Source organism: Tateyamaria sp. 7Alg 36 (assembly GCF_059882455.1).
In genome coordinates, this window is record NZ_CM187613.1 from 1766138 (window position 1) to 1787781 (window position 21644).

General features: G+C 61.3%; 19 protein-coding genes. 10 read left to right on the top strand and 9 right to left on the bottom strand.

The window, feature by feature from the left end; genetic code table 11:
* Positions 1-20: 20 nt before the first annotated feature.
* The gene (locus AC6GQJ_RS08710; protein ID WP_500773765.1) at positions 21-1025 is read right to left on the bottom strand and encodes a taurine ABC transporter substrate-binding protein; all 1005 of its coding nucleotides are present in this window, start codon (positions 1023-1025) and stop codon (positions 21-23) included.
* A gap of 399 nt (positions 1026-1424) precedes the next feature.
* Between AC6GQJ_RS08710 and AC6GQJ_RS08715 the strand changes: the two genes are divergently transcribed.
* Positions 1425-2819, top strand: a complete 1395-nt coding sequence (locus tag AC6GQJ_RS08715) for an aminotransferase family protein (RefSeq protein ID WP_500773767.1) — start codon at positions 1425-1427, stop codon at positions 2817-2819.
* Positions 2820-3085: 266 nt separating this feature from the next.
* Here AC6GQJ_RS08715 and AC6GQJ_RS08720 read toward each other — a convergent pair whose 3' ends face one another.
* The 4 genes from AC6GQJ_RS08720 to AC6GQJ_RS08735 are packed head-to-tail and all read right to left on the bottom strand — an operon-like array spanning position 3086 to position 6116.
* Positions 3086-3883: an SDR family NAD(P)-dependent oxidoreductase gene (locus tag AC6GQJ_RS08720; RefSeq protein WP_500773769.1), complete on the bottom strand. Its 798-nt coding sequence runs from the start codon at positions 3881-3883 to the stop codon at positions 3086-3088.
* Between the two features lie 10 nt (positions 3884-3893).
* Positions 3894-4856, bottom strand: coding sequence for an LLM class oxidoreductase (locus tag AC6GQJ_RS08725; protein ID WP_500773771.1), 963 nt, complete (start codon positions 4854-4856; stop codon positions 3894-3896).
* Positions 4857-4909: 53 nt separating this feature from the next.
* The gene (locus tag AC6GQJ_RS08730) at positions 4910-5080 is read right to left on the bottom strand and encodes a DUF1330 domain-containing protein (RefSeq protein WP_500773773.1); all 171 of its coding nucleotides are present in this window, start codon (positions 5078-5080) and stop codon (positions 4910-4912) included.
* A gap of 25 nt (positions 5081-5105) precedes the next feature.
* A complete protein-coding gene (locus tag AC6GQJ_RS08735; RefSeq protein ID WP_500773775.1) occupies positions 5106-6116 on the bottom strand; it encodes a zinc-binding alcohol dehydrogenase family protein in 1011 nt (336 codons plus the stop codon).
* Between the two features lie 108 nt (positions 6117-6224).
* Between AC6GQJ_RS08735 and AC6GQJ_RS08740 the strand changes: the two genes are divergently transcribed.
* Positions 6225-7130 (top strand): LysR family transcriptional regulator, encoded by a 906-nt coding sequence (locus AC6GQJ_RS08740; protein WP_500767494.1) that lies wholly within the window; start codon positions 6225-6227, stop codon positions 7128-7130.
* A 186-nt stretch (positions 7131-7316) separates the two neighbouring features.
* On the opposite strand, the gene AC6GQJ_RS08745 is transcribed toward AC6GQJ_RS08740, so the two are convergent.
* The gene (locus tag AC6GQJ_RS08745) at positions 7317-7703 is read right to left on the bottom strand and encodes a BrnA antitoxin family protein (RefSeq protein WP_500767495.1); all 387 of its coding nucleotides are present in this window, start codon (positions 7701-7703) and stop codon (positions 7317-7319) included.
* 258 nt (positions 7704-7961) lie between these two features.
* On the opposite strand from AC6GQJ_RS08745, the gene pdxR reads away from it, so the two are divergent.
* The 7 genes from pdxR (at position 7962) to AC6GQJ_RS08780 (ending at position 17120) form a co-directional block, all read left to right on the top strand.
* A complete protein-coding gene (pdxR, locus tag AC6GQJ_RS08750; protein WP_500767496.1) occupies positions 7962-9440 on the top strand; it encodes a MocR-like pyridoxine biosynthesis transcription factor PdxR in 1479 nt (492 codons plus the stop codon).
* Positions 9441-9537: 97 nt separating this feature from the next.
* A complete protein-coding gene (gene xsc / locus AC6GQJ_RS08755; protein WP_500767497.1) occupies positions 9538-11316 on the top strand; it encodes a sulfoacetaldehyde acetyltransferase in 1779 nt (592 codons plus the stop codon).
* A 4-nt stretch (positions 11317-11320) separates the two neighbouring features.
* A complete protein-coding gene (locus AC6GQJ_RS08760) occupies positions 11321-12436 on the top strand; it encodes an acetate/propionate family kinase (RefSeq protein ID WP_500767498.1) in 1116 nt (371 codons plus the stop codon).
* Positions 12426-15248 (top strand): molybdopterin oxidoreductase family protein, encoded by a 2823-nt coding sequence (locus tag AC6GQJ_RS08765; RefSeq protein ID WP_500767499.1) that lies wholly within the window; start codon positions 12426-12428, stop codon positions 15246-15248. Before AC6GQJ_RS08760 ends, AC6GQJ_RS08765 begins: the two co-directional genes overlap by 11 nt.
* Positions 15245-15475 carry a hypothetical protein gene (locus AC6GQJ_RS08770; protein WP_500767500.1) on the top strand — a complete coding sequence of 77 codons (231 nt, stop codon included), beginning with the start codon at positions 15245-15247 and terminating at the stop codon, positions 15473-15475. The genes AC6GQJ_RS08765 and AC6GQJ_RS08770 overlap by 4 nt, the downstream gene beginning before the upstream one ends.
* The gene (locus AC6GQJ_RS08775) at positions 15472-16248 is read left to right on the top strand and encodes a 4Fe-4S dicluster domain-containing protein (RefSeq protein ID WP_500767501.1); all 777 of its coding nucleotides are present in this window, start codon (positions 15472-15474) and stop codon (positions 16246-16248) included. The genes AC6GQJ_RS08770 and AC6GQJ_RS08775 overlap by 4 nt, the downstream gene beginning before the upstream one ends.
* On the top strand, positions 16248-17120 hold the full coding sequence (locus AC6GQJ_RS08780; protein WP_500767502.1) for a dimethyl sulfoxide reductase anchor subunit family protein: 873 nt from the start codon (positions 16248-16250) through the stop codon (positions 17118-17120). The genes AC6GQJ_RS08775 and AC6GQJ_RS08780 overlap by 1 nt, the downstream gene beginning before the upstream one ends.
* A 34-nt stretch (positions 17121-17154) precedes the next feature.
* Here the strand turns inward: AC6GQJ_RS08780 and dapA are convergent, their stop codons facing one another.
* Positions 17155-18027, bottom strand: a complete 873-nt coding sequence (dapA, locus tag AC6GQJ_RS08785; protein ID WP_500767503.1) for a 4-hydroxy-tetrahydrodipicolinate synthase — start codon at positions 18025-18027, stop codon at positions 17155-17157.
* A gap of 137 nt (positions 18028-18164) precedes the next feature.
* On the opposite strand from dapA, the gene AC6GQJ_RS08790 reads away from it, so the two are divergent.
* On the top strand, positions 18165-20135 hold the full coding sequence (locus AC6GQJ_RS08790; protein ID WP_500767504.1) for a lytic transglycosylase domain-containing protein: 1971 nt from the start codon (positions 18165-18167) through the stop codon (positions 20133-20135).
* On the opposite strand, the gene AC6GQJ_RS08795 is transcribed toward AC6GQJ_RS08790, so the two are convergent.
* Together AC6GQJ_RS08795 and mnmC2 are read right to left on the bottom strand one after the other, a co-directional pair.
* The gene (locus tag AC6GQJ_RS08795; protein ID WP_500767505.1) at positions 20100-20969 is read right to left on the bottom strand and encodes a DMT family transporter; all 870 of its coding nucleotides are present in this window, start codon (positions 20967-20969) and stop codon (positions 20100-20102) included. The two genes, AC6GQJ_RS08790 and AC6GQJ_RS08795, sit on opposite strands and share 36 nt — an antisense overlap.
* Positions 20966-21634 (bottom strand): tRNA (5-methylaminomethyl-2-thiouridine)(34)-methyltransferase MnmC2, encoded by a 669-nt coding sequence (gene mnmC2, locus AC6GQJ_RS08800; protein WP_500767506.1) that lies wholly within the window; start codon positions 21632-21634, stop codon positions 20966-20968. The genes AC6GQJ_RS08795 and mnmC2 overlap by 4 nt, the downstream gene beginning before the upstream one ends.
* Positions 21635-21644 lie beyond the last annotated feature (10 nt).

Consider the following 21644-nt stretch of genomic DNA (forward strand, 5'->3'; position numbering starts at 1 on the left):
CGGACCCTCTTTGTCTTCGCTTATTGCACCGCAGCCAAAGGCGCCGTGTTCACCGCACCCTCATAGCTGTCCAGCGCCGCGTCGATCGAGCCCGCGTTCACGAACACGTCCGCCACACCTTTCATAAAGGCAGGGGCCGCACCGCCAAGCCACGCTTCGCTCAACTGCTCTTCCACGGTGGGGAAGACGAAGGTGGCCAGCGTTTCCATTGTCGCCGCTTCGTCCATGCCCGCATCCTTGGCAATCACAGGCAGCATTTCTGCATGGTTCGCCTCGTCCGCCCACATGGCGTTGGCTTCGGCTGTGACCGCAAGGAACTTGGTCAGCAACTCGCCTTCCTCGGCGATAAAGGCCGCAGGCGCGGTGGTGGCGTCAAAGACCAGAATGCCCAGCGCTTCTTTCTCCGCGCCGGTCAGCAGCACGTTGCCGGATTCTTTCATGCGGCGCAGCGCACCACCCCAGCCGCAGGCCATATCGACCGACCCTTGCGCCAGCGCAGCCGCGCCTTCCGCAGGGGCCATGTCGACCACTTCAAGACTTGCCAGATCAACGCCGAAATGGGCCATCTGGCTCAGGAAACCGTAATGCGCGGCAGTACCCAGTGGCACGGCGACTTTCTTGCCCACCAGTTCACCGGCGGAATCTTTGTCGATCTCCAGCGCCGAAGCGACAACGCAGTTATCATTGTCGGAATAGGACACGGCCACATCCACGATCTGGATGTCCTGCCCTGCCGATGCCGCGACAACAAAAGGCGGCACCCCTTGGGACACGCTGATCTGCACATCGCCCGACGCCATCGCCGCAGACATCGCCGTACCGGTGTCAAAGCTCACCCAGTTGATCTTGGTGCCCATGGCTTCTTCGTATTTGCCGGTCTCCTTGGCGTACTGGAACGGCATCGGCCATTCGAGGAAATAGGCCACCGTGATTTCGCCACCATGTCCGGCAGCAAAGGCACCCTGCGCACCGGCCAGCATGGCCGTGGCCGCAACAGCACCCATAAGCTTGGATTTGAAGGTCATTCTAATACTCCCGTTGGACGCACGGCCCTGCGGACCCCGCGCTGTTGGTTTAGGTCGGGCGGTAGTTCCGCCTCTGATCGCCTGCACATCGGTGCGGCGCTGGCCTGATCCGAACCGATTTGGCCCCCGCGATCAATGTTTAATCAGAGAATTCGCGCCAAGCGCAGCCGCCAAATCCGCCCCCTGCCCAAAAGAAAATCGCCCCAGACGCCTTAAAACAAGGCCCTTGCGGCCCCATGCCCTTGCGGAAACACGCCGATCATGCACTTTCTGGCTTTACCGACGCATGAAAACTGGCCCTATCGTCGTGACCAGATTCTCAGCGATTATACAGCCCAGCGGGTCAGGTGTGTTATCATTTCCAGCACGCGCCGCACTTCATCGAAAGGTTCAAAGGCAATGGACGGGACGTTCAACGAAAACGATATCAGCCGCGTGATCGAAGCCGATCGCGCCCATGTGTGGCACCACCTGATCCAGCATCAGCCCTTCTTTGACGGGGCCGACCCCAAGATCATTGTCGAAGGCAAGGGCATCCATGTCTGGGACCAGAAAGGCATCAAGCATATCGACGCCGTGTCCGGCGGTGTCTGGACCGTCAATGTCGGCTACGGGCGCGAAACCATCGGCGACGCCGTGCGCGACGCCATCGTCAAGATGAACTTCTTCGGCGGCACCACCGGCTCGATCCCCGGCGCGATGTTCGCTGAAAAGCTGCTGACCAAGATGCCCGGCATGGACCGCGTCTATTACTGCAACTCCGGTTCCGAGGCGAACGAGAAAGCCTTCAAGATGGTGCGCCAGATCGCGCACAAGAAATACGGCGGCAAAAAGCACAAGATCCTCTACCGCGACCGCGACTATCACGGCACGACGATTGCCTGCCTGTCCGCCGGTGGGCAGGACGAACGCAACGCGCAATACGGCCCCTTCACCCCCGGCTTCGTGCGGGTGCCGCACTGCCTTGAATACCGCAAGCACGAACAGGACGGCGCGCCCGAACAGAACTACGGCGAATGGGCTGCCGACCAGATCGAGGCGGTGATCCTGCGCGAAGGCCCCGACACGGTTGGCGCGCTCTGCCTCGAACCCGTCACCGCTGGCGGCGGCGTGATCGAAGCGCCCGATGGCTACTGGCCCCGCGTCGCGGAAATCTGCAAGAAATACGACATCCTCCTGCACATTGACGAGGTCGTCTGCGGCGTCGGTCGTACCGGCGAATGGTTCGGCTACCAGCACTACGGCATCCAGCCCGACTTCGTGACCATGGCCAAGGGCGTCGCCTCCGGCTATGCGGCCATCGCCTGCATGGTCACCACAAATGCCGTCTTTGACATGTTCAAGGACGACACAACGGACAACCTCAACTACTTCCGCGACATCTCGACCTTCGGCGGCTGCACCGCAGGCCCCGCAGCGGCGCTGGAAAACATGCGCATCATCGAGGACGAAGACCTCCTCGCCAATACCGTGGCCATGGGCGACTACATGCTCGACCAGTTGCGCGCCCTCAAGGACAAGCACAAGATCATCGGCGACGTGCGGGGCAAGGGGCTGTTCCTCGGCGCCGAACTGGTCAGCGACCGCACCACCCGCGAACCCGCGCCCGAAAAGATGGTGCAGGCCGTGGTGGGCCACTGCATGAAACAGGCCGTCATCATCGGCGCCACCAACCGCTCGCTCCCGGGCAAGAACAACTCCCTCTGCTTCTCGCCCGCGCTGATCGCCACCAAAGACAACATCGACCACATCATCGGCGCAGTGGACACAGCCCTCACAGACGTGTTCGGCTAACCCCGCGCCAAACGGCACAAAACAACAGAAGGCCTCGGATTGCTCCGAGGCCTTTTTGCGTTCGGCGGGTTGTGTAACTCCGGCAAAGGGCGGCGACCGTTGCGTTACAATGAGCTGGGTGGTTCGGCCCAAACCGGACATTGATGCTGAGCGTAGCTAACGGCGGCTTTGAGCCCACTTTGACCAATGCTGCGGGTTGCACGAATAGCGGAAATGCCGAAACCCCATCCCTCCGCCCCTCGCTTAGGCCGTTAGGCGCAAATAACTCAGCTTCCGTTCTGTTTCTCGCCAATCTGTGCATCGATGATCGCGACAACACGCGTAACCGTCCCCACATTGTCGGCATCTGAATGTGGGGCTGCAAAACGCCCGCTATCATTGTCGAAATACTGCCCCGATGCGCGTGCGAACTCATCCGACAGGGCCGCACGGCACAAGATGTCGACCCCAATATTCAGGTCATTGCCGGATGTGCCGAACCCCTCGCGCACCATCTTGGTAGCCAGAAGAGAACCAGGGTTGACCGCAACCGAAACCGGCCCGTCGGGGTGTTTGGATGCAAAGTCTTGACTCCACATCGTCAGGGCCAACTTGCTTTGGGCGTAGGCCTCCATGTCTTGTAGGGGTCGTTTGCCCGCCATCGCGTCCTCATCGATCGGCGCTTGGGCTGCAGAGGATAGATGCACAAAGCGGCCGTCTCTTGGGACCACCGGCAACAGAAGGGTCGAGAGCAACGCAGGCGCATAGGTATTCACGACAAACCGGACATCCATACCGTCGCTCAAACGCGGCGTAGATGTTTTGAGAACACCTGCATTGTTGATCACCACATCAATCCGGCTTTCGGCCCGCACCAGATCGCGTGCCATTTGAGCGACTTGGGACAGGTCCGACATATCGGCCTGAACGGTAGTTAGGTTCGCGCCAATTTCAGCTTTCAACTCTGCAAGCTTCTCAGCATTGCGGCCATGCGCAATAACCGTATGCCCCTTGTTCGCCAATGCGATTGCGGTGGCGCGGCCAAGGCCATTTGTCGCGCCGGTTATGAGGATCATGTTTGTCATCGTCTATTCCTTATTTGAAAACTGGCAGGACATGTTCGGCCAACGCCTCGAGGGCTTGCTCCACAGGAGAAGCACTGAACCGCAGATTGAGTGCCACATGGTTTACACCGATCTGTTCGAGTTGCTGCAGGTATTGCACGAGCGTGCGATGCCCTGACCGGAACCCGAGGTGAATGGGGCTGGGCGGCTCGTCAGGATTATCGGCAAGATCAATATAGAGCGGTTGCAACACTGGTTTCGGTGCCTGTCCAAGGTCGGCCAATTGTGTCCGCCAATCCTGCAACACGCGATCTTGCGCCACACCGGGGCGGGGATAGGTCATCCAGCCGTCACCATGGCGCGCAATCCAGTCCGGCGGTTGGCGGCTTGATCCCGTAATCAACATGGGAAGTTTAGTCCCCACTGGCTTGGGCAGCATGTCGATGGTGGCGTCAACCTTGCCAAAGCGACTATCAATCTGCGACGAGGACGCGCCCATCGCGCGAATGTACTCAAAGCTTTCGCGGAAAGCGTCGCCGCGCGCGTCGAAATCGCAGTTCATAGCGGGGTATTCTTCGGGGCGATCTCCAGAGGCCACCCCAAGGATCAATCGGCCCCCTGACAGGACATCGGCAGTTGCCGCAGCCTTGGCCACATGGACGGGGTGGCGGAGTGGCAGGACGATACTGGCAACGCCCAAGGCAATATCGGTTGTCGTCGCGGCGAGATAGCCAAGATACGCAAAGGGATCAAATAGCTGTCCAGCATCGCCAAAGCTGGGAACGTTGAACGGCACATCGCGTAACCAGACGGCTTTGAAGCCAAGCTTTTCGGCCTGCTGAACACGGCTCAGATGGTCGGCCATATCCGGCACGGGGCTTCTTGCGTATTGCGCGATCGGGACCACAAGCCCGACACTCAACCGACCGTTCTGAAACGTCGCATCGTAGCCGCGGTTGATGTGCTCGAATGGGGTCTGGGTGTCGTCGCGCATGGGGGGCTCTCCCTCAAAATGCGCCGCCCCTTGGGTGGGACGGCGCGGATGCTTTAGGCAAGATCGTCTTTGCTCTCGATTAGGTAGTGGTGGCCCACTGATCCGGCCGTGCAGGCGATGTATTTGCCGCCGTGCGCTGCGACGCGCTCATTGGCAGTCGGCAGGTAATCGGGGATCCACGCATTGTCGGTGGGTGTCACGTCGAGAACAGAAAAGTAAGCCATTTTGGTTTTCCTTTTGAGGTCTTGGTTACGAAGACAGCCCGGGTAGGACTTGTTTTCCGATCACGCGGCCGCTTTCCTGACGCTTGTGCGCCTCGGTCAGCGTGTCCACCGTCAGCGCCTCGGCGCGTTCGGTGACTGTGGATTGAAGTGTGCCCGCATCAATCATCTGCGACACGCGGTTCAGCAGATCGCGCTGTGCCGTGATGTCGGCCGTGGCGAACATCGAACGGGTGAACATGAATTCCCAAGAAATCGTCAAAGCCTTTGGTTTTGCGGGTGAGATATCGAGGTTTGCAGGGTCGTCGATTAGCGCGATGTGGCCGCGCGGCGCGATCAAATCAATGATAGCGGGCCAATGCTGATCCGTGGCTGTCAGTGCGGCAACATAGGTTGGCACGAGGCCCAGATCCTTAATTTGCGCCGCCAGATCGCCGCGGTGGTTGACCACATGATCCGCACCCATCTTGCGCACCCAGTCTTCGGTCTCGGGGCGCGATGCCGTCGCGATAACTGTCAGGCTGGTAAGCGTCTTGGCAAGCTGGACCAGGATCGAGCCGACGCCGCCCGCGCCACCGATAACCAAGAGGCTCTGGCCTTCGCCTTGGCCTTCAACCAGACGAAAACTGTCGAACAGCATTTCCCAAGCCGTGATGGAGGTTAGCGGGAGGCCCGCGCTTTCGACGAAATCGAGAGACGCCGGTTTCTTGCCGACAATGCGTTCGTCGACGGCGTGGAATTCCGAATTGGTGCCGTCACGGGTCACATCGCCCGCATAGAACACCTCGTCGCCGACCGCGTAACCCGTGACGTCAGAGCCGATTTCTGCAACCGTGCCTGCCGCGTCATATCCCAAAATACCGTGATCGCCCTCGGGGGCACGCGCCTCGCGCAATTTGACGTCAACGGGATTGACCGAGACGCCCTTAACCGCGACCAGAATATCGCGTGCGCCGAGGGCCGGCTTATCCCGATCAAACAGGCTCAAAGCATCTGTACCGTCGATAGGACCGTTTTGTGTGTAGCCAATAGATTTCATGTTCAATGCTCCAGAATGCTGCGTTACTGGCAATATATCACCATGATTTTCTATAGAAACGTCGCAAATATTATTTCAGAATTCCTATTATTGATATAATTGGGATGTATGGACACAGACGCCCTTCGCCTTTTCGTCGCCGCTGCTGAACGGCTAAACATCACCGCAGCTGGCCGCGATCTTGGCCTTGCCCCTGCTATGGCAAGCAATCGCCTTGCGAAGCTTGAGCGGGAACTGGGCACAGAGCTATTGCATCGCACCACGCGCAAGATCTCGGTCAGTCAGGAGGGGTCGGCGTTCTTGCCCTATGCGAGGGAGGTTCTGGCCCAAGTCGATGCCGGCCGTGCCGCTTTGGGCGCGGGCACCCTGCACCCAAGCGGCAGACTGCGGTTCGCGGCCCCCAGCAGCTTTGCCCAGCTGCATATCATCCCGATCCTGCCGGAGTTTCAATCGCGCTACCCCGATATTACACTGGATCTCAGGCTCTCGGATACACGCCAAGACATCATCGAAGGCAGCTTCGATCTGGCCCTGCGCAACGCGCCGCTGGAAGACAGCAGTCTTATGGGGCGGAAACTGGCAGATGACACGCGCATTTTATGTGCATCGCCTGCCTACATCGAGGAATTCGGCCAACCACTGACGCCTGATGCTCTCGACGCCTACCGCTTCCTATCGTGGTCGAACATGGCCCCGCGCCAGATCATGCATGTCGATGGCAAAACGGCTGTGGTCGATCCCGCAAAAATGATGTGTCGGACGATCCTTGACGATGGAACATCTCAACGGCTGGCGACACTGGCGGGGATGGGGATCTCAATAAACTCGCTCTGGAGCGTGGCGCAAGACCTTGAGACGGGACGTCTGCTTCGCGTGCTGCCAGACTGGCGCTTGAATGACCAATCAGTGCTTTGGTTGATCTATCCCAAGTCGAATGTTCTGACGCCAAAAGTCAGGTGCTTTATGGATTTCTTGATTGACCGACTGGACATGGCGAAGCTGACGGTTGGGTAATTCCTTAATCCTTGCCCATGGATATTGGTCTGTGAGGTTACAGAGCGAGAAAACCACCTGGGCTGTTTCTCTTTAGCAGTCGTTGGTCCTGCCACAGTGAAAGCTCACTTTGTCCGGCATGGCTGACCTTGGAGATGAACGCAGCGAATGCCCGTTTCCCGTCCCACGCACCACCCCACCCCCAACTCAATACTCCGCCGTATCCTCCCACGGGTTCCGCCCCCTCTTCAGCTTGTCCATCGACCGTTGCAATTCGACCTGCAAGCGCGGGGTTGCCCTGTCGTCGCGATAGCCCTTGATGTGACCGCACAGCAGCGCCGTCCAGTACACCCGCAGCACGCGGTTGATCCGCGCCTGATACCCCGGGCCCAGTTTGCGGAACCAGCGCAGCATGTCGCTGTCCATGCGCAGGGTCACGCGGGTCTTGTGGCGGTCCACCGGCGCGTCCCATTCCATCCCCGTCCATTGGTCCGGCAGGCTCCGGTCCAGCCATGACCGCTCGATCTCTTCTTGCAGCCATTCCAGTTCGTGCATCATGTCCTGCTTGTGGTTTGTGCGGGTCGCATATGACATCGGGGGCTCCTTCAGATCGGTTGAAATGCCCCGATATGCTGCCCCGCACCGGTTAAAACGCTCTGATATGACCGAACGGCGTACAGCCTGTGCACAGATGTCATACGCATGGTGCACAGCCGTTTTTGCCCCATTTCGCGCCCCCGGCGCCCCTCGCCCTGCCCGATAAAGCGGCAGGAGGGGGCGATTTTTCTGCCTGTATCCGCGATCATAATAGTCCAGATTGAAATTCGGATAGGTCCAGTTTAACCTGAAGTCATGGCCCTGCCCGTCGAAACCTTTTTCCTGTCCGAAAACTACAAGGGCACCTTGCAAAATCAGGTGCAGCAGATGATCGCGCACGGCATCCTGTCGGGCCGTTTCGTGACGGGGGAAAAGCTGCCCTCCTCGCGTAAAATGGCCGCGCATCTGGGCATCAGCCGCATCACCGTGACGCTTGCCTATACCGAACTTGTCGCCTCGGACTACCTCACCGCGCGCGGGCGGTCGGGCTATTACGTGTCGGAAAACGCGCCGGTGCCGCCCGTCTACAAGCCCCAGCCGCAGACCTCGGAAACCGTGGACTGGACCCGTGCCATCGGCCAGCGTTTTGCGGGCGGGCGGACCCTTTCCAAGCCCGATGACTGGACGCGCTTTCGCTATCCGTTCATCTACGGGCAGACCGATCCGCAGCTGTTTGACCATGCCAACTGGCGGCAATGCGCGTTGCAGGCGTTGGGCCAGCGGGATTTTGTGGCGCTGACCTCGGACTATTTCGACCGCGACGATCCGCAACTGATCGAGTTCATCCAGCGCAACACCCTGCCCCGCCGCGGGATTGCCGCCGATGCCGACCAAATCCTGATCACCATGGGCGCGCAAAACGCGCTCTGGCTGGCGGCGCAGGTGCTGTTGACCCAGCGCCGGACCGCCGCGTTCGAAGATCCCTGCTATCCCGCGCTGCGCGAAATTCTCACGCAATCACGGTGCCATATGGCCCCTGTGCGGGTGGATCAAAAGGGACTGCCGCCCGATGCCGTCCCGCCTGAGGCGGATGTGATCTTTACCACGCCGAGCCATCAGTGCCCGACCACCGCGACCATGCCCATGGACCGCCGCCGCGCCCTTCTGGACCGCGCGCGCGACCTTGATGCGCTGATCGTCGAGGATGATTACGAGTTCGAGATGTCCTTTCAGGAGCCACCTTCTCCGGCGATGAAGTCCATGGATACGGACGGGCGGGTGATCTATGTGGGCAGCTTTTCCAAGTCGCTGTTTCCCGGTTTGCGGCTGGGGTTTCTGGTGGGCTCCGAACCCTTTGTGCGCGAGGCCCGCGCCCTGCGCGCCAGCGTGCTGCGCCACCCGCCCGGCCATATCCAGCGCACCGCCGCCTATTTTTTGTCGATGGGCCATTACGACGCTCAAATCCGCAAGACTGGCGCCGCCCTTCACACACGCCGCACCGCCATGCAGGACGCGATCCAGACCCACGGGCTCGAGATCGCGGGTCTGGGGGCGTTCGGCGGCTCGTCCTTCTGGATGCGTGCCCCGTCGGGCCTCAATGCCCGTGCGCTGGCCACCCGTTTGCAGCAGGACAGCGTGCTGATCGAACCGGGCAATGCGTTCTTCTCGGGCGAGGACACGCCGCAGGAATATTACCGCTTGGGATATTCCTCGATCCAGCCCGACCGCATCGCCGAAGGCATCGCCCGCATCGCCCGCGCCATCGATGCCTCGTCTGGACATAAAGTGGCGTGACAACTGGCCCTAACTCCGACCCCACCGGACCACTACCCTTGGCCACAACAGCTACGGGGCGATTCGACGCCCCTCTTTTTATTTGGGAGCCGCCATCATGAAGATGACCACCGAGGAAGCCTTCGTAAAAACCCTGCAAATGCACGGGATCGACAACGCCTTCGGGATCATCGGGTCGGCCATGATGCCGATCTCGGACATCTTTCCCGATGCGGGGATCAAATTCTGGGACTGCGCACACGAGACTTCCGGCGGCATGATGGCTGACGGGTTCACCCGCGCCACGGGCAAGATGTGCATGATGATCGCCCAGAACGGCCCCGGCATCACGAACTTCGTCACTGCCGTGAAAACCGCCTACTGGAACCACACGCCATTGCTGCTGGTCACACCTCAGGCCGCCAACAAGACCATCGGTCAGGGCGGCTTTCAAGAGATGGAGCAGATGCACCTGTTCACCGATTGCGTCGCCTATCAGGAAGAGGTGCGCGACCCGACACGTATCGCCGAAACCCTCAACCGTGTGATCATGCAGGCCAAGCGCGCGTCGGCCCCTGCGCAGATCAACGTACCACGCGACTTCTGGACTCAGGTGATCGACATCGAACTGCCGATGATCGTGGATTTTGAACTGCCCCAAGGCGGACAAGAGGCGGTGCAAAACGCGGCCGAACTGCTGTCGCACGCGAAATTCCCCGTGATCCTGAACGGTGCGGGTGCGGTGCTGTCCAAGGGCGGGATCGAAGCCTCGCGCGTGCTGGCCGAGACGCTGGATGCCCCTGTGTGCGTCGGCTACCAACACAATGACGCCTTTCCGGGCAATCACCCCCTGTTCGCGGGTCCGCTGGGCTATAACGGCTCCAAGGCCGCGATGCAGTTGATTGCGCAGGCGGATGTGGTTCTGTGCCTCGGCACACGGCTGAACCCGTTTTCGACCCTGCCCGGATACGGGATGGAATACTGGCCCACCAAGGCCAAGATCATTCAGGTCGACATCAACCCCGACCGCATCGGCCTGACCAAAAAAGTGACCGTTGGCATTGTCGGCGACGCGGCCAAAGTGGCCAAGGGCATCACCGAACACCTAAGCGATTCTGCCGGAGACACCGACCGCGAGGCGCGCAAGGCAACCATCGCGAAGACCAAATCCGCTTGGGCACAGGAACTGACCTCAATGACGGATGAAGAGGACGATCCAGGCACCGACTGGAACGCCCGTGCCCGTGCGGACAAACCCGACTGGATGTCGCCTCGCATGGCATGGCGGGCCATCCAATCGGCCCTGCCGGTCGAGGCGATTATCAGTTCCGACATCGGCAACAACTGCGCCATCGGCAACGCCTATCCGTCATTCAATGAGTCGCGCAAATATCTGGCGCCCGGTCTGTTCGGTCCCTGCGGCTATGGCCTGCCGTCCATCGTGGGCGCCAAGATCGGCAAACCGGACGTGCCGGTTGTCGGCTTTGCCGGTGACGGTGCATTCGGCATCTCCGTCAACGAACTGACCGCCATCGGGCGTGGCGACTGGCCCGCGATCACGCAGGTCGTGTTCCGCAACTACCAGTGGGGCGCGGAAAAGCGGAACTCGACCCTGTGGTTCGATGACAACTTTGTAGGGACCGAGTTGAACGAAAGCGTATCTTACGCGGGCATCGCGAAAGCCTGCGGTTTGAAAGGCGTTGTGGCGCGCAGCCAAGAAGAACTGACCGAAGCGCTGGCCCAAGCGATCAAGGACCAGATGGAAAACGGCGTGACCACCCTGATCGAAGCAATGATCAATCAGGAACTGGGCGAACCGTTCCGCCGCGATGCGATGAAGAAACCTGTGTCTGTTGCGGGGATCTCTGCCTCTGACATGGTGCCGCAAAAGGTCTGACCCTATGGCCGGCTCCCTGATCCTTGTGCTGAATGCCGGTTCATCCTCGCTGAAGACAGCGGTGTTTGATCCGGCTTTGAACGAGGTCTTGCGGGTCGAAGCCACAGGCATCGCCACAGGAACAGCAGGTGCGGTGCGCAGCGCAGGTGGCGAACCTGTTGCCACCGACCTGCCCGACCATGCCGCCGCATTGCAGGCGGTGTTTTCCGCGCTGGTCGCGGCGGGCATCGCAGTCGACGCGCTGCACGCTGTGGGTCACCGTGTGGTACATGGCGGGGCGCTGTTTTCGGACGCGGCCATTATCGACGGCGCTGTCCGTCGTGGCATCGCGGATTGCGCCGCGCTCGCCCCCCTTCACAACCCGCACCACATTGCCGCGATTGACGCAGTCACGACCCTTGCGCCCGACCTGCCACAGGTGGCCTGTTTCGACACGGCCTTTCACGCGACCATACCGGATGTTGCCCGCCGTTATGCGCTGCCAGAGCGTCCTGAAACGGACGGCCTGCTGCGCTATGGCTTTCATGGCACCAGCTATGCCGCCTTGGTGCGTGCCCTACCGGAACAGACCGGTGCGCCCTTGCCCGCACGCCTGCTGGCCCTGCACCTTGGCAATGGCGGGTCACTATGCGCGATCAAGAATGGCGCGTCGGTTGCAACGACGATGGGCTATTCCCCCCTCAGCGGGATCACCATGGGCACGCGCACGGGGGATATCTGCGCCTCGGCTGTGCTGGAACTGGTGCGCCGCATCGGGGTCGATGCGACCGATACGTTGCTGAACACGCAAAGCGGCCTGCTGGGCATCTCGGGCCTCAGCGCCGACATGCGCACCCTTGAAGCCAGCGATGCCCCCTCTGCCAAGGCCGCCATCGACCACTTCTGCTATTGGATCGCACGGCATGCCGGATCCATGATCGCCGCGATGGAGGGCATCGACGCCATTGCCTTTACCGGCGGCATTGGTGAACATGCCCACGCGATCCGCGACAATATATGCGCACGTCTTTCATGGGCCGGACCTGTGCCGACCTTCATCGTTCCCGCCGCCGAAGAACAACACATCGCCCGTCAGGCCATCGCCTTGGTCCAGAAGGAATCACAGCCGCATGTCCCCTAAGCAACCCGCCCTCGACCTGTCACCGGACGTCTCTGACGAGGTGCGCAAAACGACGTGCTACATGTGCGCCTGCCGCTGCGGGATCAACGTACACCTCAAGTCGGGCAAGGTTGCCTATATCGAGGGAAACCGCGACCATCCGGTGAACAAGGGCGTGCTGTGTGCCAAAGGGTCGGCGGGGATCATGCAGGTCAACGCCCCATCGCGCCTGCGCGCCCCGCTAAAACGGGTCGGCCCGCGCGGTTCCGGCGCGTTCGAGGAAATCAGCTGGGACGAGGCGCTTGAGATCGCCACAGGCTGGCTGGCCCCAATCCGTCGCGACAATCCTGAAAAGCTCGCCTTCTTCACAGGCCGTGACCAGTCGCAGTCATTTACCAGCTTCTGGGCGCAGAACTTCGGCACGCCGAACTATGCTGCCCATGGCGGGTTCTGCTCGGTGAACATGGCGGCGGCGGGCATCTATACGATGGGTGGCGCATTCTGGGAATTCGGCCAGCCCGACTGGGACCATACCAAACTGTTCATGCTGTTCGGCGTCGCCGAAGACCACGACAGCAACCCGATTAAAATGGGTATTGGCAAGATCAAGGCCCGTGGCGCGCGCGTTATCGGCGTGAACCCGATCCGCACCGGCTATAACGCGGTGGCGGATGATTGGGTGGGCATCACCCCCGGTACGGACGGGCTGTTCATCCTGTCGCTGGTGCATTGCCTGATGAAGGCGGGCCGCATCGACCTGTCCTATCTGGCCCAATTCACCAACGCGCCCTGCCTTGTGAACGGCGACGAAAAATCACCCGATTATGGCCTATTGCTGCGCGACGAGGCGGGCAAGGAACTGGTCATGGACCGCGCCACGGGCAAGCTCGCCCCGTTTGATCGCAAGGGCGTCAAGCCCGACCTCGCCGCCACCTACCGCCGTGCGGGCGTCAGCCACCGCACCGTGATGCAGCATATGGCCGAACGCTATCTCAGCGACGACTACGCGCCCGAAACCGTGGCTGAACGCGTCGGCATCTCGGCGGCGCGCATCCGCACGCTGGCCGCCGAAATCGCCCGCGTCGCCTTTGACGAGGCGTTCGAGCTGGATCAGGAATGGACCGATTTCAGGGGCGAGACCCACAAAACGATGCAGGGGCGGCCCGTGTCCTTCCACGCCATGCGCGGGATCAGCGCCCATGCCAACGGGTTCCAGACATGCCGCGCGCTGCATGTGCTGCAAATCCTGCTGGGCAGTGTCGAGGTTCCCGGCGGCTTCCGGTTCAAGCCACCCTACCCCAAACCCGCCACGGCGCACCCCAAACCCCATTGCGGCGTTAAACCCGACTGCGCACTGGATGGCCCGCACCTCGGCTTTACCCAAGGCCCCGACGACCTCGCGCTGAAACCCGATGGCAGCCCTGCACGCATCGACAAGGCGTTCACATGGGAAAACCCCATGTCCAGCCACGGGCTGATGCACATGGTAATCTCGAACGCCCATGCGGGCGACCCCTACAAGATCGACACCCTGTTCATGTACATGGCGAACATGTCGTGGAACTCTTCCATGAACACGGGCGGCGTGATGGAGATGCTGACCGACACGGACGAAAACGGCGACTATGTGATCCCGCGCATTATCTATTCGGATGCGTATAGTTCCGAGATGGTCGCCTATGCCGACCTGATCCTGCCCGACACAACCTATCTGGAACGCCACGACTGTATCTCGCTGCTCGACCGTCCGATTTGCGAGGCCGACGCCGCCGCCGACGCCATCCGCTGGCCCGTGATCGAACCCGACCGCGACGTGCGCGGCTTCCAATCCGTGCTGTGCGAATTGGGGGCGCGGCTCTCGCTTCCGGGCTTTGTGAACGACGATGGCAGCCAGAAATATGCGGACTATGCCGACTATATCGTGAACCACGAACGCAAACCCGGGATTGGGCCGCTGGCGGGTTGGCGACTGGGCAAGAATGGGATGCAATCAGGGCGCGGTGATGTGAACGAAAGCCAGCTCGACAACTATATCCGCAACGGCGGGTTCTTCGTCGAACACATCCCCCAAGGGGCCACCTATTACAAACCTTGGAACGCCGCCTATCAGGACTGGGCCGTGGGCATGGGCCTGTATGATGCGCCGCAACCTTACCTGTTCTCGCTCTATGTCGAACCCATGCGCCGTTTCCAACTCGCCGCCGAAGGACACGGGAAACGCCAACCGCCCGACCACCTGCGCGCACGGATCAAGCACACAATGGATCCGCTGCCCATCTGGTACGACCCCGCCCCCGATAACAGGGCGGACGAATATCCGATCACCGCGCTAACGCAGCGGCCCATGGCAATGTACCACTCTTGGGGATCACAGAACGCGTGGCTACGACAGTTGCACGGGCACAACCCGCTCTACCTGCCGACCAAGCTGATGCGCGCCAAGGGACTTAGCGATGGCGACTGGGCCACCGTCACCTCGCCCCATGGTGAAATCACGGTGCCTGTCCTTGAAATGGCCGCCCTGAACGAAAATACAGTCTGGACATGGAACGCCATCGGCAAACGCAAAGGCGCATGGGCGCTGGATGAAAACGCGCCCGAGGCGACCAAGGGCTTCCTGCTCAACCACCTGATCCACGAACTTCTCCCGCCCAAGGGCGACGGGCTGCGGTGGGCCAATTCCGACCCGATCACAGGTCAGGCCGCGTGGTTCGACCTCAAAGTCCGCATCGAAAAAGCCGAGGTGCAGAGCGAGGCAAAACCGACCTTCCCGCCCCTCAAATCACCCGTCGGCACCGATCAGGGCGATCTCGTCTGGAAGGTGGGCAAATGACCCCGATCCAGCGCACACTTCTGGCCATCTTCCTTTTTATCGCCGTGGGCGTCGGCCTTTTCATCTGGTTCATCGCCAACTGGGACAAGACCAAAACCCAACCCATCGGCACCGTCAACGCGCCACCCTTTCAAACGGCGGCCCTCTTCTCTGTTTCAGAAAAATCCCGGGGGTCCGGGGGCTGGCCCCCGGTCCAGACCGCGCAGCAGGCGGGACATATCACATGACAACTCTTCCCACCTCCACGCAGAAAAAACTCGGCCTCGTCATTGATCTTGATACCTGCGTCGGCTGCCATGCCTGCGTCATCTCGTGCAAAGGCTGGAATACCGAAAACTACGGCGCAGCCCTGTCCGACACAGACGCTTATGGGGCCAATCCTTCCGGCACCTTCCTCAACCGCGTCCACAGTTACGAGGTACAACCGGCCCCCTCCATCGACCAACCGGAACCGGCCGCCCAATTGATCCACTTTCCCAAGTCCTGCCTGCACTGCGAGGACGCGCCTTGCGTGACCGTCTGCCCCACTGGTGCAAGTTACAAACGGGTTGAGGACGGCATCGTTCTGGTCAACGAAACCGACTGCATCGGCTGTGGCCTGTGCGCATGGGCCTGTCCCTATGGCGCGCGGGAAATGGACGCCGTGGAAAAGGTGATGAAGAAATGCACCCTTTGCGTGGACCGCATTTATAACGAAAACCTGCCCGAGATTGATCGCGAGCCCGCCTGCGTACGCACCTGCCCCGCCGGCGCGCGTCATTTCGGGGACTTCGCGGACCCCGACAGCAACGTGTCGAAACTGACAGCAGAGCGCGGCGGCATGAACCTGATGCCGGAACAGGGCACCAAACCCGTGAACAAATACCTGCCCCCGCGCCCCAAGGACACACTGTCCGCGCCCGCCGGTGATATTGACGTCCTCGCCCCCTACCTCGAACCCGTCGCGCAAGAAGCGAAGGGCTTCATCGGCTGGCTCGACAAAGCGCTGGAGAAGCTCTGATGCACCCCGCACCGTCCGTCATCTTCTTTACCGTGTTCAGCGGCCTCGGCTTCGGATTGCTTGCCTTTCTCGGGCTGGGATTTCCAGCTGTAACCGGCCTGTCCGCTTTTGCCTTTTTCACCATCGCCTATCTGTGCGCGGTCGGCGGGTTGATCTCGTCGACCTTCCACCTCGGGCATCCCGAACGCGCGCTCAAGGCATTCTCCCAATGGCGCAGCTCATGGCTCAGCCGCGAGGCATGGTGTGCCGTGGCGGCGCTTACGGTCATGGCGATCTATGGGGCTGGGCTGGTCTTTCTGAATGTCCGCTGGGGCCTTCTGGGGATCATCGGGGCGGCGCTGTCGCTGCTAACCGTGTTCACCACGTCTATGATCTACACGCAGCTAAAAACCGTCCCGCGCTGGCACTCGCCGCTCACGCCGGTGTCCTTCCTGATCTATGCAATTGCGGGCGGGGCCCTTCTGGCCGGACAGGTCACATGGGCCATGCCGTTGATCGCCGTTGCAGGCGTGGTGCAGGTGGTACTGTGGATGCAGGGTGATGGCGCGTTCGCAGATTCGGGCACCACACTCGCCTCGGCAACAGGGCTGGGACCACGCGGTGCGGTGCGCGCGTTCGAGCCGCCCCATACCGGCACCAACTACCTGTTGCGCGAATTTGTCTATGTGGTCGGGCGCAAGCACGCGATGAAACTGCGTGCGATCGCTATCGTTCTGATGGCTGTGCTGCCGGTCATCCTGCTGCTGGTGCCGTTCTCGCACGCTTTGGCAGGTGTCGCGGTCCTCAGCCATATCGTGGGCGCCTTGGTGGCGCGCTGGCTGTTCTTTGCACAGGCCGAACATGTGGTCGGCCTGTACTACGGCAAACGCTAGCTAAGAGGCGGACCCGCAGGCCCGCCAGCACCTTTTACAGCAATCCGGCGTGTTCAAGGGCGGCATCCACCAGCGCCTTGGTGTCGTCCGCAAGGCCCGTCAGCGGCAGGCGCACCTCGTCCGAACACAGGCCCAGACGCGACATCGCGTATTTGACCCCGACCAGACCTGGTTCGGTAAAGATCGCCTTGTGCAGCGGCATCACCTTGTCCTGAATTTCCAGCGCCTTGGCATAGTCACCGGCAAGGCAGGCGGATTGCATATCGCTCAGCAGTTTGGGGGCGACGTTGGCGGTGACCGAAATCGCGCCCTTGCCACCTTGGGCGTTGAACCCGTGCGCGGTCGCATCCTCGCCCGACAGCTGGATAAAGTCCGGCCCGCAGGTGATCCGCGTATCACAGACCCGCGCAAGATCACCTGTCGCATCCTTGACGCCCACAATACGGGGCAGTTTGGACAGCTCGCCCATCGTCTCGGGCGTCATGTCGATGACCGACCGTCCGGGGATGTTGTAGATAATGATCGGAATATCCGCGCAATCATGCAGGGCGGTGTAGTGCGCAATCAGTCCGCGTTGCGTCGGCTTGTTGTAATAGGGCGTCACCACCAGCGCCGCATCGGCACCGACCTTGTCCGCGAACTGCACAAGGCGGATCGCCTCGACCGTGTTGTTGGACCCTGCGCCCGCGATCACCGGAACGCGGCCCGCAACGGATTTCACAACCGTCTCGATGACCTGCTCGTGCTCGTCATGGCTAAGCGTGGGGCTTTCGCCGGTAGTACCAACTGGGGCCAGCCCGTGCGTCCCTTCGCCTATGTGCCACTCGACCAGCTTCTTGAGCGTCTCCAGATCCAAAGCGCCGTTACGAAACGGCGTGACGAGGGCAGGTATAGACCCTTTCAACATGTCGAAGCTCCTTTAACACGAGTGGCAGGCGGGTGGCCTGAGATGAATTATGCCGATCCCTGAAACGTGAGTTGAATGCCCCCGTGTCAAAGATATGCTCGAAGGCTCTAGCCCCGAGGCGATAGGAATTGCAAGAGATGAGCCGTTTTGCCTGCGCTATCATGGTGCTTTTCTTGTCCGTTGTGGCCGCAATGGCAGAGCGCCCCCGCCCGTTGGGCTGGGCGATGGATGCGATGCGCAATGGCAACTGGAATGTCGCCGCCACACTCGCCGCACGGGACGGGCCTGTGGCCGCCGACATCATCGAATGGCACCGTTTGCGCGCGGGCCGTGGCAGTTTTGACGATGTCGTTGATTTCCTAGACCGCCGCCCCGACTGGCCGGGCGAGGATTATCTGAGGCAGCGCGCAGAAAGCGCCGTGGCGGGACAGGATCACGCCACGATCCGCGCCTTTTATTCCGAATCCCCACCGCAAACGGCCCAAGGCGTTCTGGACTATGCCGCCGCGCACGCTGCCGCCGGAAACAAGGGCGAGGCCGAGGCAAGCATCGTTCTGGCATGGCGCAGCATGCCGATGGCCGACGAGGTGCAGACACGCTTTCTGGCGTCCTATGGCGACCTTCTGAAACCGCACCACGTCGCACGTACCTCCGCGATGTTGTGGCAAGGACAGCGCGGTGATGCGGCCGATATGTTCGACCTGATTGACGACGATCACGTTGCCCTCGCCCGTGCCCGCATTGCGCTGCAAGTGCGCGCGGGCGATGTGGACACGCGCCTTGCTGCGGTGCCCGAGGGTCTTCAGGACGACGCGGGGCTGGCCCATGACCGTTTCGAATGGCGCGTCCGCAAAGGCCGCTGGAGCGATGCAAAGGCGCTGTTACTGGAACGATCTGTATCAGCCAAAGCACTTGGCCAACCCGCCGCGTGGGGCAACCGCCGCCGTGCCATGGCGCGGGACGAAATGCGCGATGGCGATGCCAAGGAAGCCTATGCCATGGCCGCGCAACACCATCTGACCGAAGGGTCGGATTTCGCCGATCTGGAATGGCTCGCAGGCTATATCGCGTTCCGTAAACTGGACGACGCACGACGCGCACTGACCCATTTCACCGCCCATCGCGATGCAACCCAATCCCCGATTTCACGCGCGCGCGCCGGATACTGGATCGGACGCGCCAATGAGGCACTGGGCGATCAAAGCGCCGCCATCGCCGCCTATCAGGAAGGCGCGCAATACCAGACCGCTTTTTACGGATTGCTCGCTGCCGAACGCGGTGGCTTTCCTGTCGATCCCGACCTTGACGGGGCCGAGGTCTTCCCCGACTGGCGTGGCTCAAACCTTGCCGAACGCGATCTGTTCGAGGCAGGGCTGCTGCTGCAAGCTTCGGGCGAAGTGACGGTGGCCGAACGGTTTTGGACCCATCTGGCTGAGGATCTGGACCGCACCCAAGCGGGCCAACTCGGCCAAGCGGCCATTGACCTTGGCCAACCCCATCTTGCGGTGATGATCGGCAAGCGCGTGGCGCAGCGCGGCATTACCCTGCCAGCGGCCTATTACCCATTGCACCCGCTCGCGCAGGCGGACCTGCCGATGGCACCCGAGATGTCCCTTGCCATCGCACGTCGTGAAAGCGAGTTTGATCCGGTCGTTCAATCCGGCGTGGGCGCACGCGGCCTGATGCAGATCATGCCCGCCACCGCCGCCGAAGTTGCCGCCAGCCTGAACCGCAGCGCCGATCACTCAACGGCGCGGCTGACCACCGATCCGGTCTATAATGCCGAACTTGGCGCTACCTTCCTCAGCCAGCTTGCGGGGCGGTTCGATGGCAATGTGGTGATGATGTCCGCCGCTTATAATGCCGGTCCCAGCCGACCAATCCGCTGGATGGACCTCTATGGCGATCCGCGCACAGGCGGGACCGAGACCGAGATAGTCGACTGGATCGAACACATCCCGTTCCGCGAAACGCAGAACTATGTGATGCGCGTGACCGAAAGCCTGCCGATCTACCGCGCCCGTCTGGGCAAGGATCCCCTGCCCGTTCCGTTCAGCGCGGAACTAGTCGGATCAACTCTGCTGACGTTCGCGCCAAAGGGTGAATAGGCCCGCCGCCACAACAATGCCCGCGCCGATGACGACGTTGATCTGCAACGCCTCACCAAAGACGAGGATGCCGACACCGGCGGCACAGACCATCTGGAAATAGGCAAAGGGCTGGACCGCGCTGGCCTCGGCCACCTCATAGCACCGGATCAACAGCCAGTGGCCCAAGGAACCGCTCATGCAAAGCGCGCCCATCCACAGCCAGTCCGTGCCGGTCATCGGCTCCCAGAACCACAGGCCAACGCTGGTCAGGACCACGGCGCCCGTTACGCCCGTCCAGAAAAAGCTGGTCGCGGTCGTGTCATCGCGCGCGACGTAGCGGGTTAGCAATCCGTAAGTTGCGAACATGATCGCCGCGATCAGCGGAATGACTGCCGCTGGATTGAACACCCCCGCGCTTGGCTTCAGGATAAACAGTACACCGATGAACCCGACACCAATCGCCGTCCACCGCCGCCAGCCGACATGTTCACCAAGGATCGGCCCCGACAAGGCCGCCACCAACAGCGGATAGGCGGCAAAGACCGCATGGCTTTCCACCAGCCCCAGAATGGTGAAACCGGTGACCATCACGCAAATCTCGGCAGCAAGAAGCGCACCGCGTGTGATCTGGATTACGGGTCGTGTGGTGCGCGCCGCGGCCACGATCCCGCCCGCCTTGCGGCTGGCAATCGATATGACAAAGGCGGCAAAGAACCAGTACCGGATCATCACCACCATGTAGACGTTATATTCCCCCGCCAGATGGCGCGAAATCCCGTCCTGTCCGGCGAAGACAACCGATGTGGCAAGCATCAGCATAATGCCAAGCCGTGTGTTGTCGCCCGCGCTCATACCATCCGCGCCCGCGTCATGTGGCGTTTGCGCCCAAACCCCGGCGCGCGCTCGACGCTGAAACCCGCCGCCTCCAGACCGCGGCGCACGAAGCCAGCGGCGGTATAGGTCGCGGCGGTACCGGTCGCGGTGGTGTGCCGCGCAACATCGGCCATCAGGTCTTCGCCCCACAACTCGGGGTTCTTGGCCGGAGAGAACCCGTCAAGAAACCACGCATCCGCCTGCCCTTTCCAGTCCGGCAAGGTCTGGCGCGCATCGCCCGCGATGACGTGCAGCGTCGCATCGTCAAAGGTGGCACGTCCGTCCGCGCTTAGTCCGGCAATCAACTGTTGGGCCAGCGGCGCAAGCTCGGGAAAGGCGGCTAATGCCGCCTCCATATCGGGGCGGGACATCGGGAACGCCTCGAAACTTGTAAAATGAAAGCGCCCCGCGACACCCGCGTTGCGCCACGCCGCCCATGTTGTCAGAAAGTTCAGCCCCGTGCCGAAACCCAGTTCAGCGATCGCGAATCCGTCAATAAACCGTGCAGGCAGGTCATTGCCAGCTAGAAACACATGCCGCGTCTCGTCCAGCCCGTTATCAAGGCTGAAATACGGGTCATCGAATTGCACCGACACGGGCACAGCCCCATCGCGCCATTCGAGTTCTGCCTGCTGGTCCTGCATGATCTGTCCT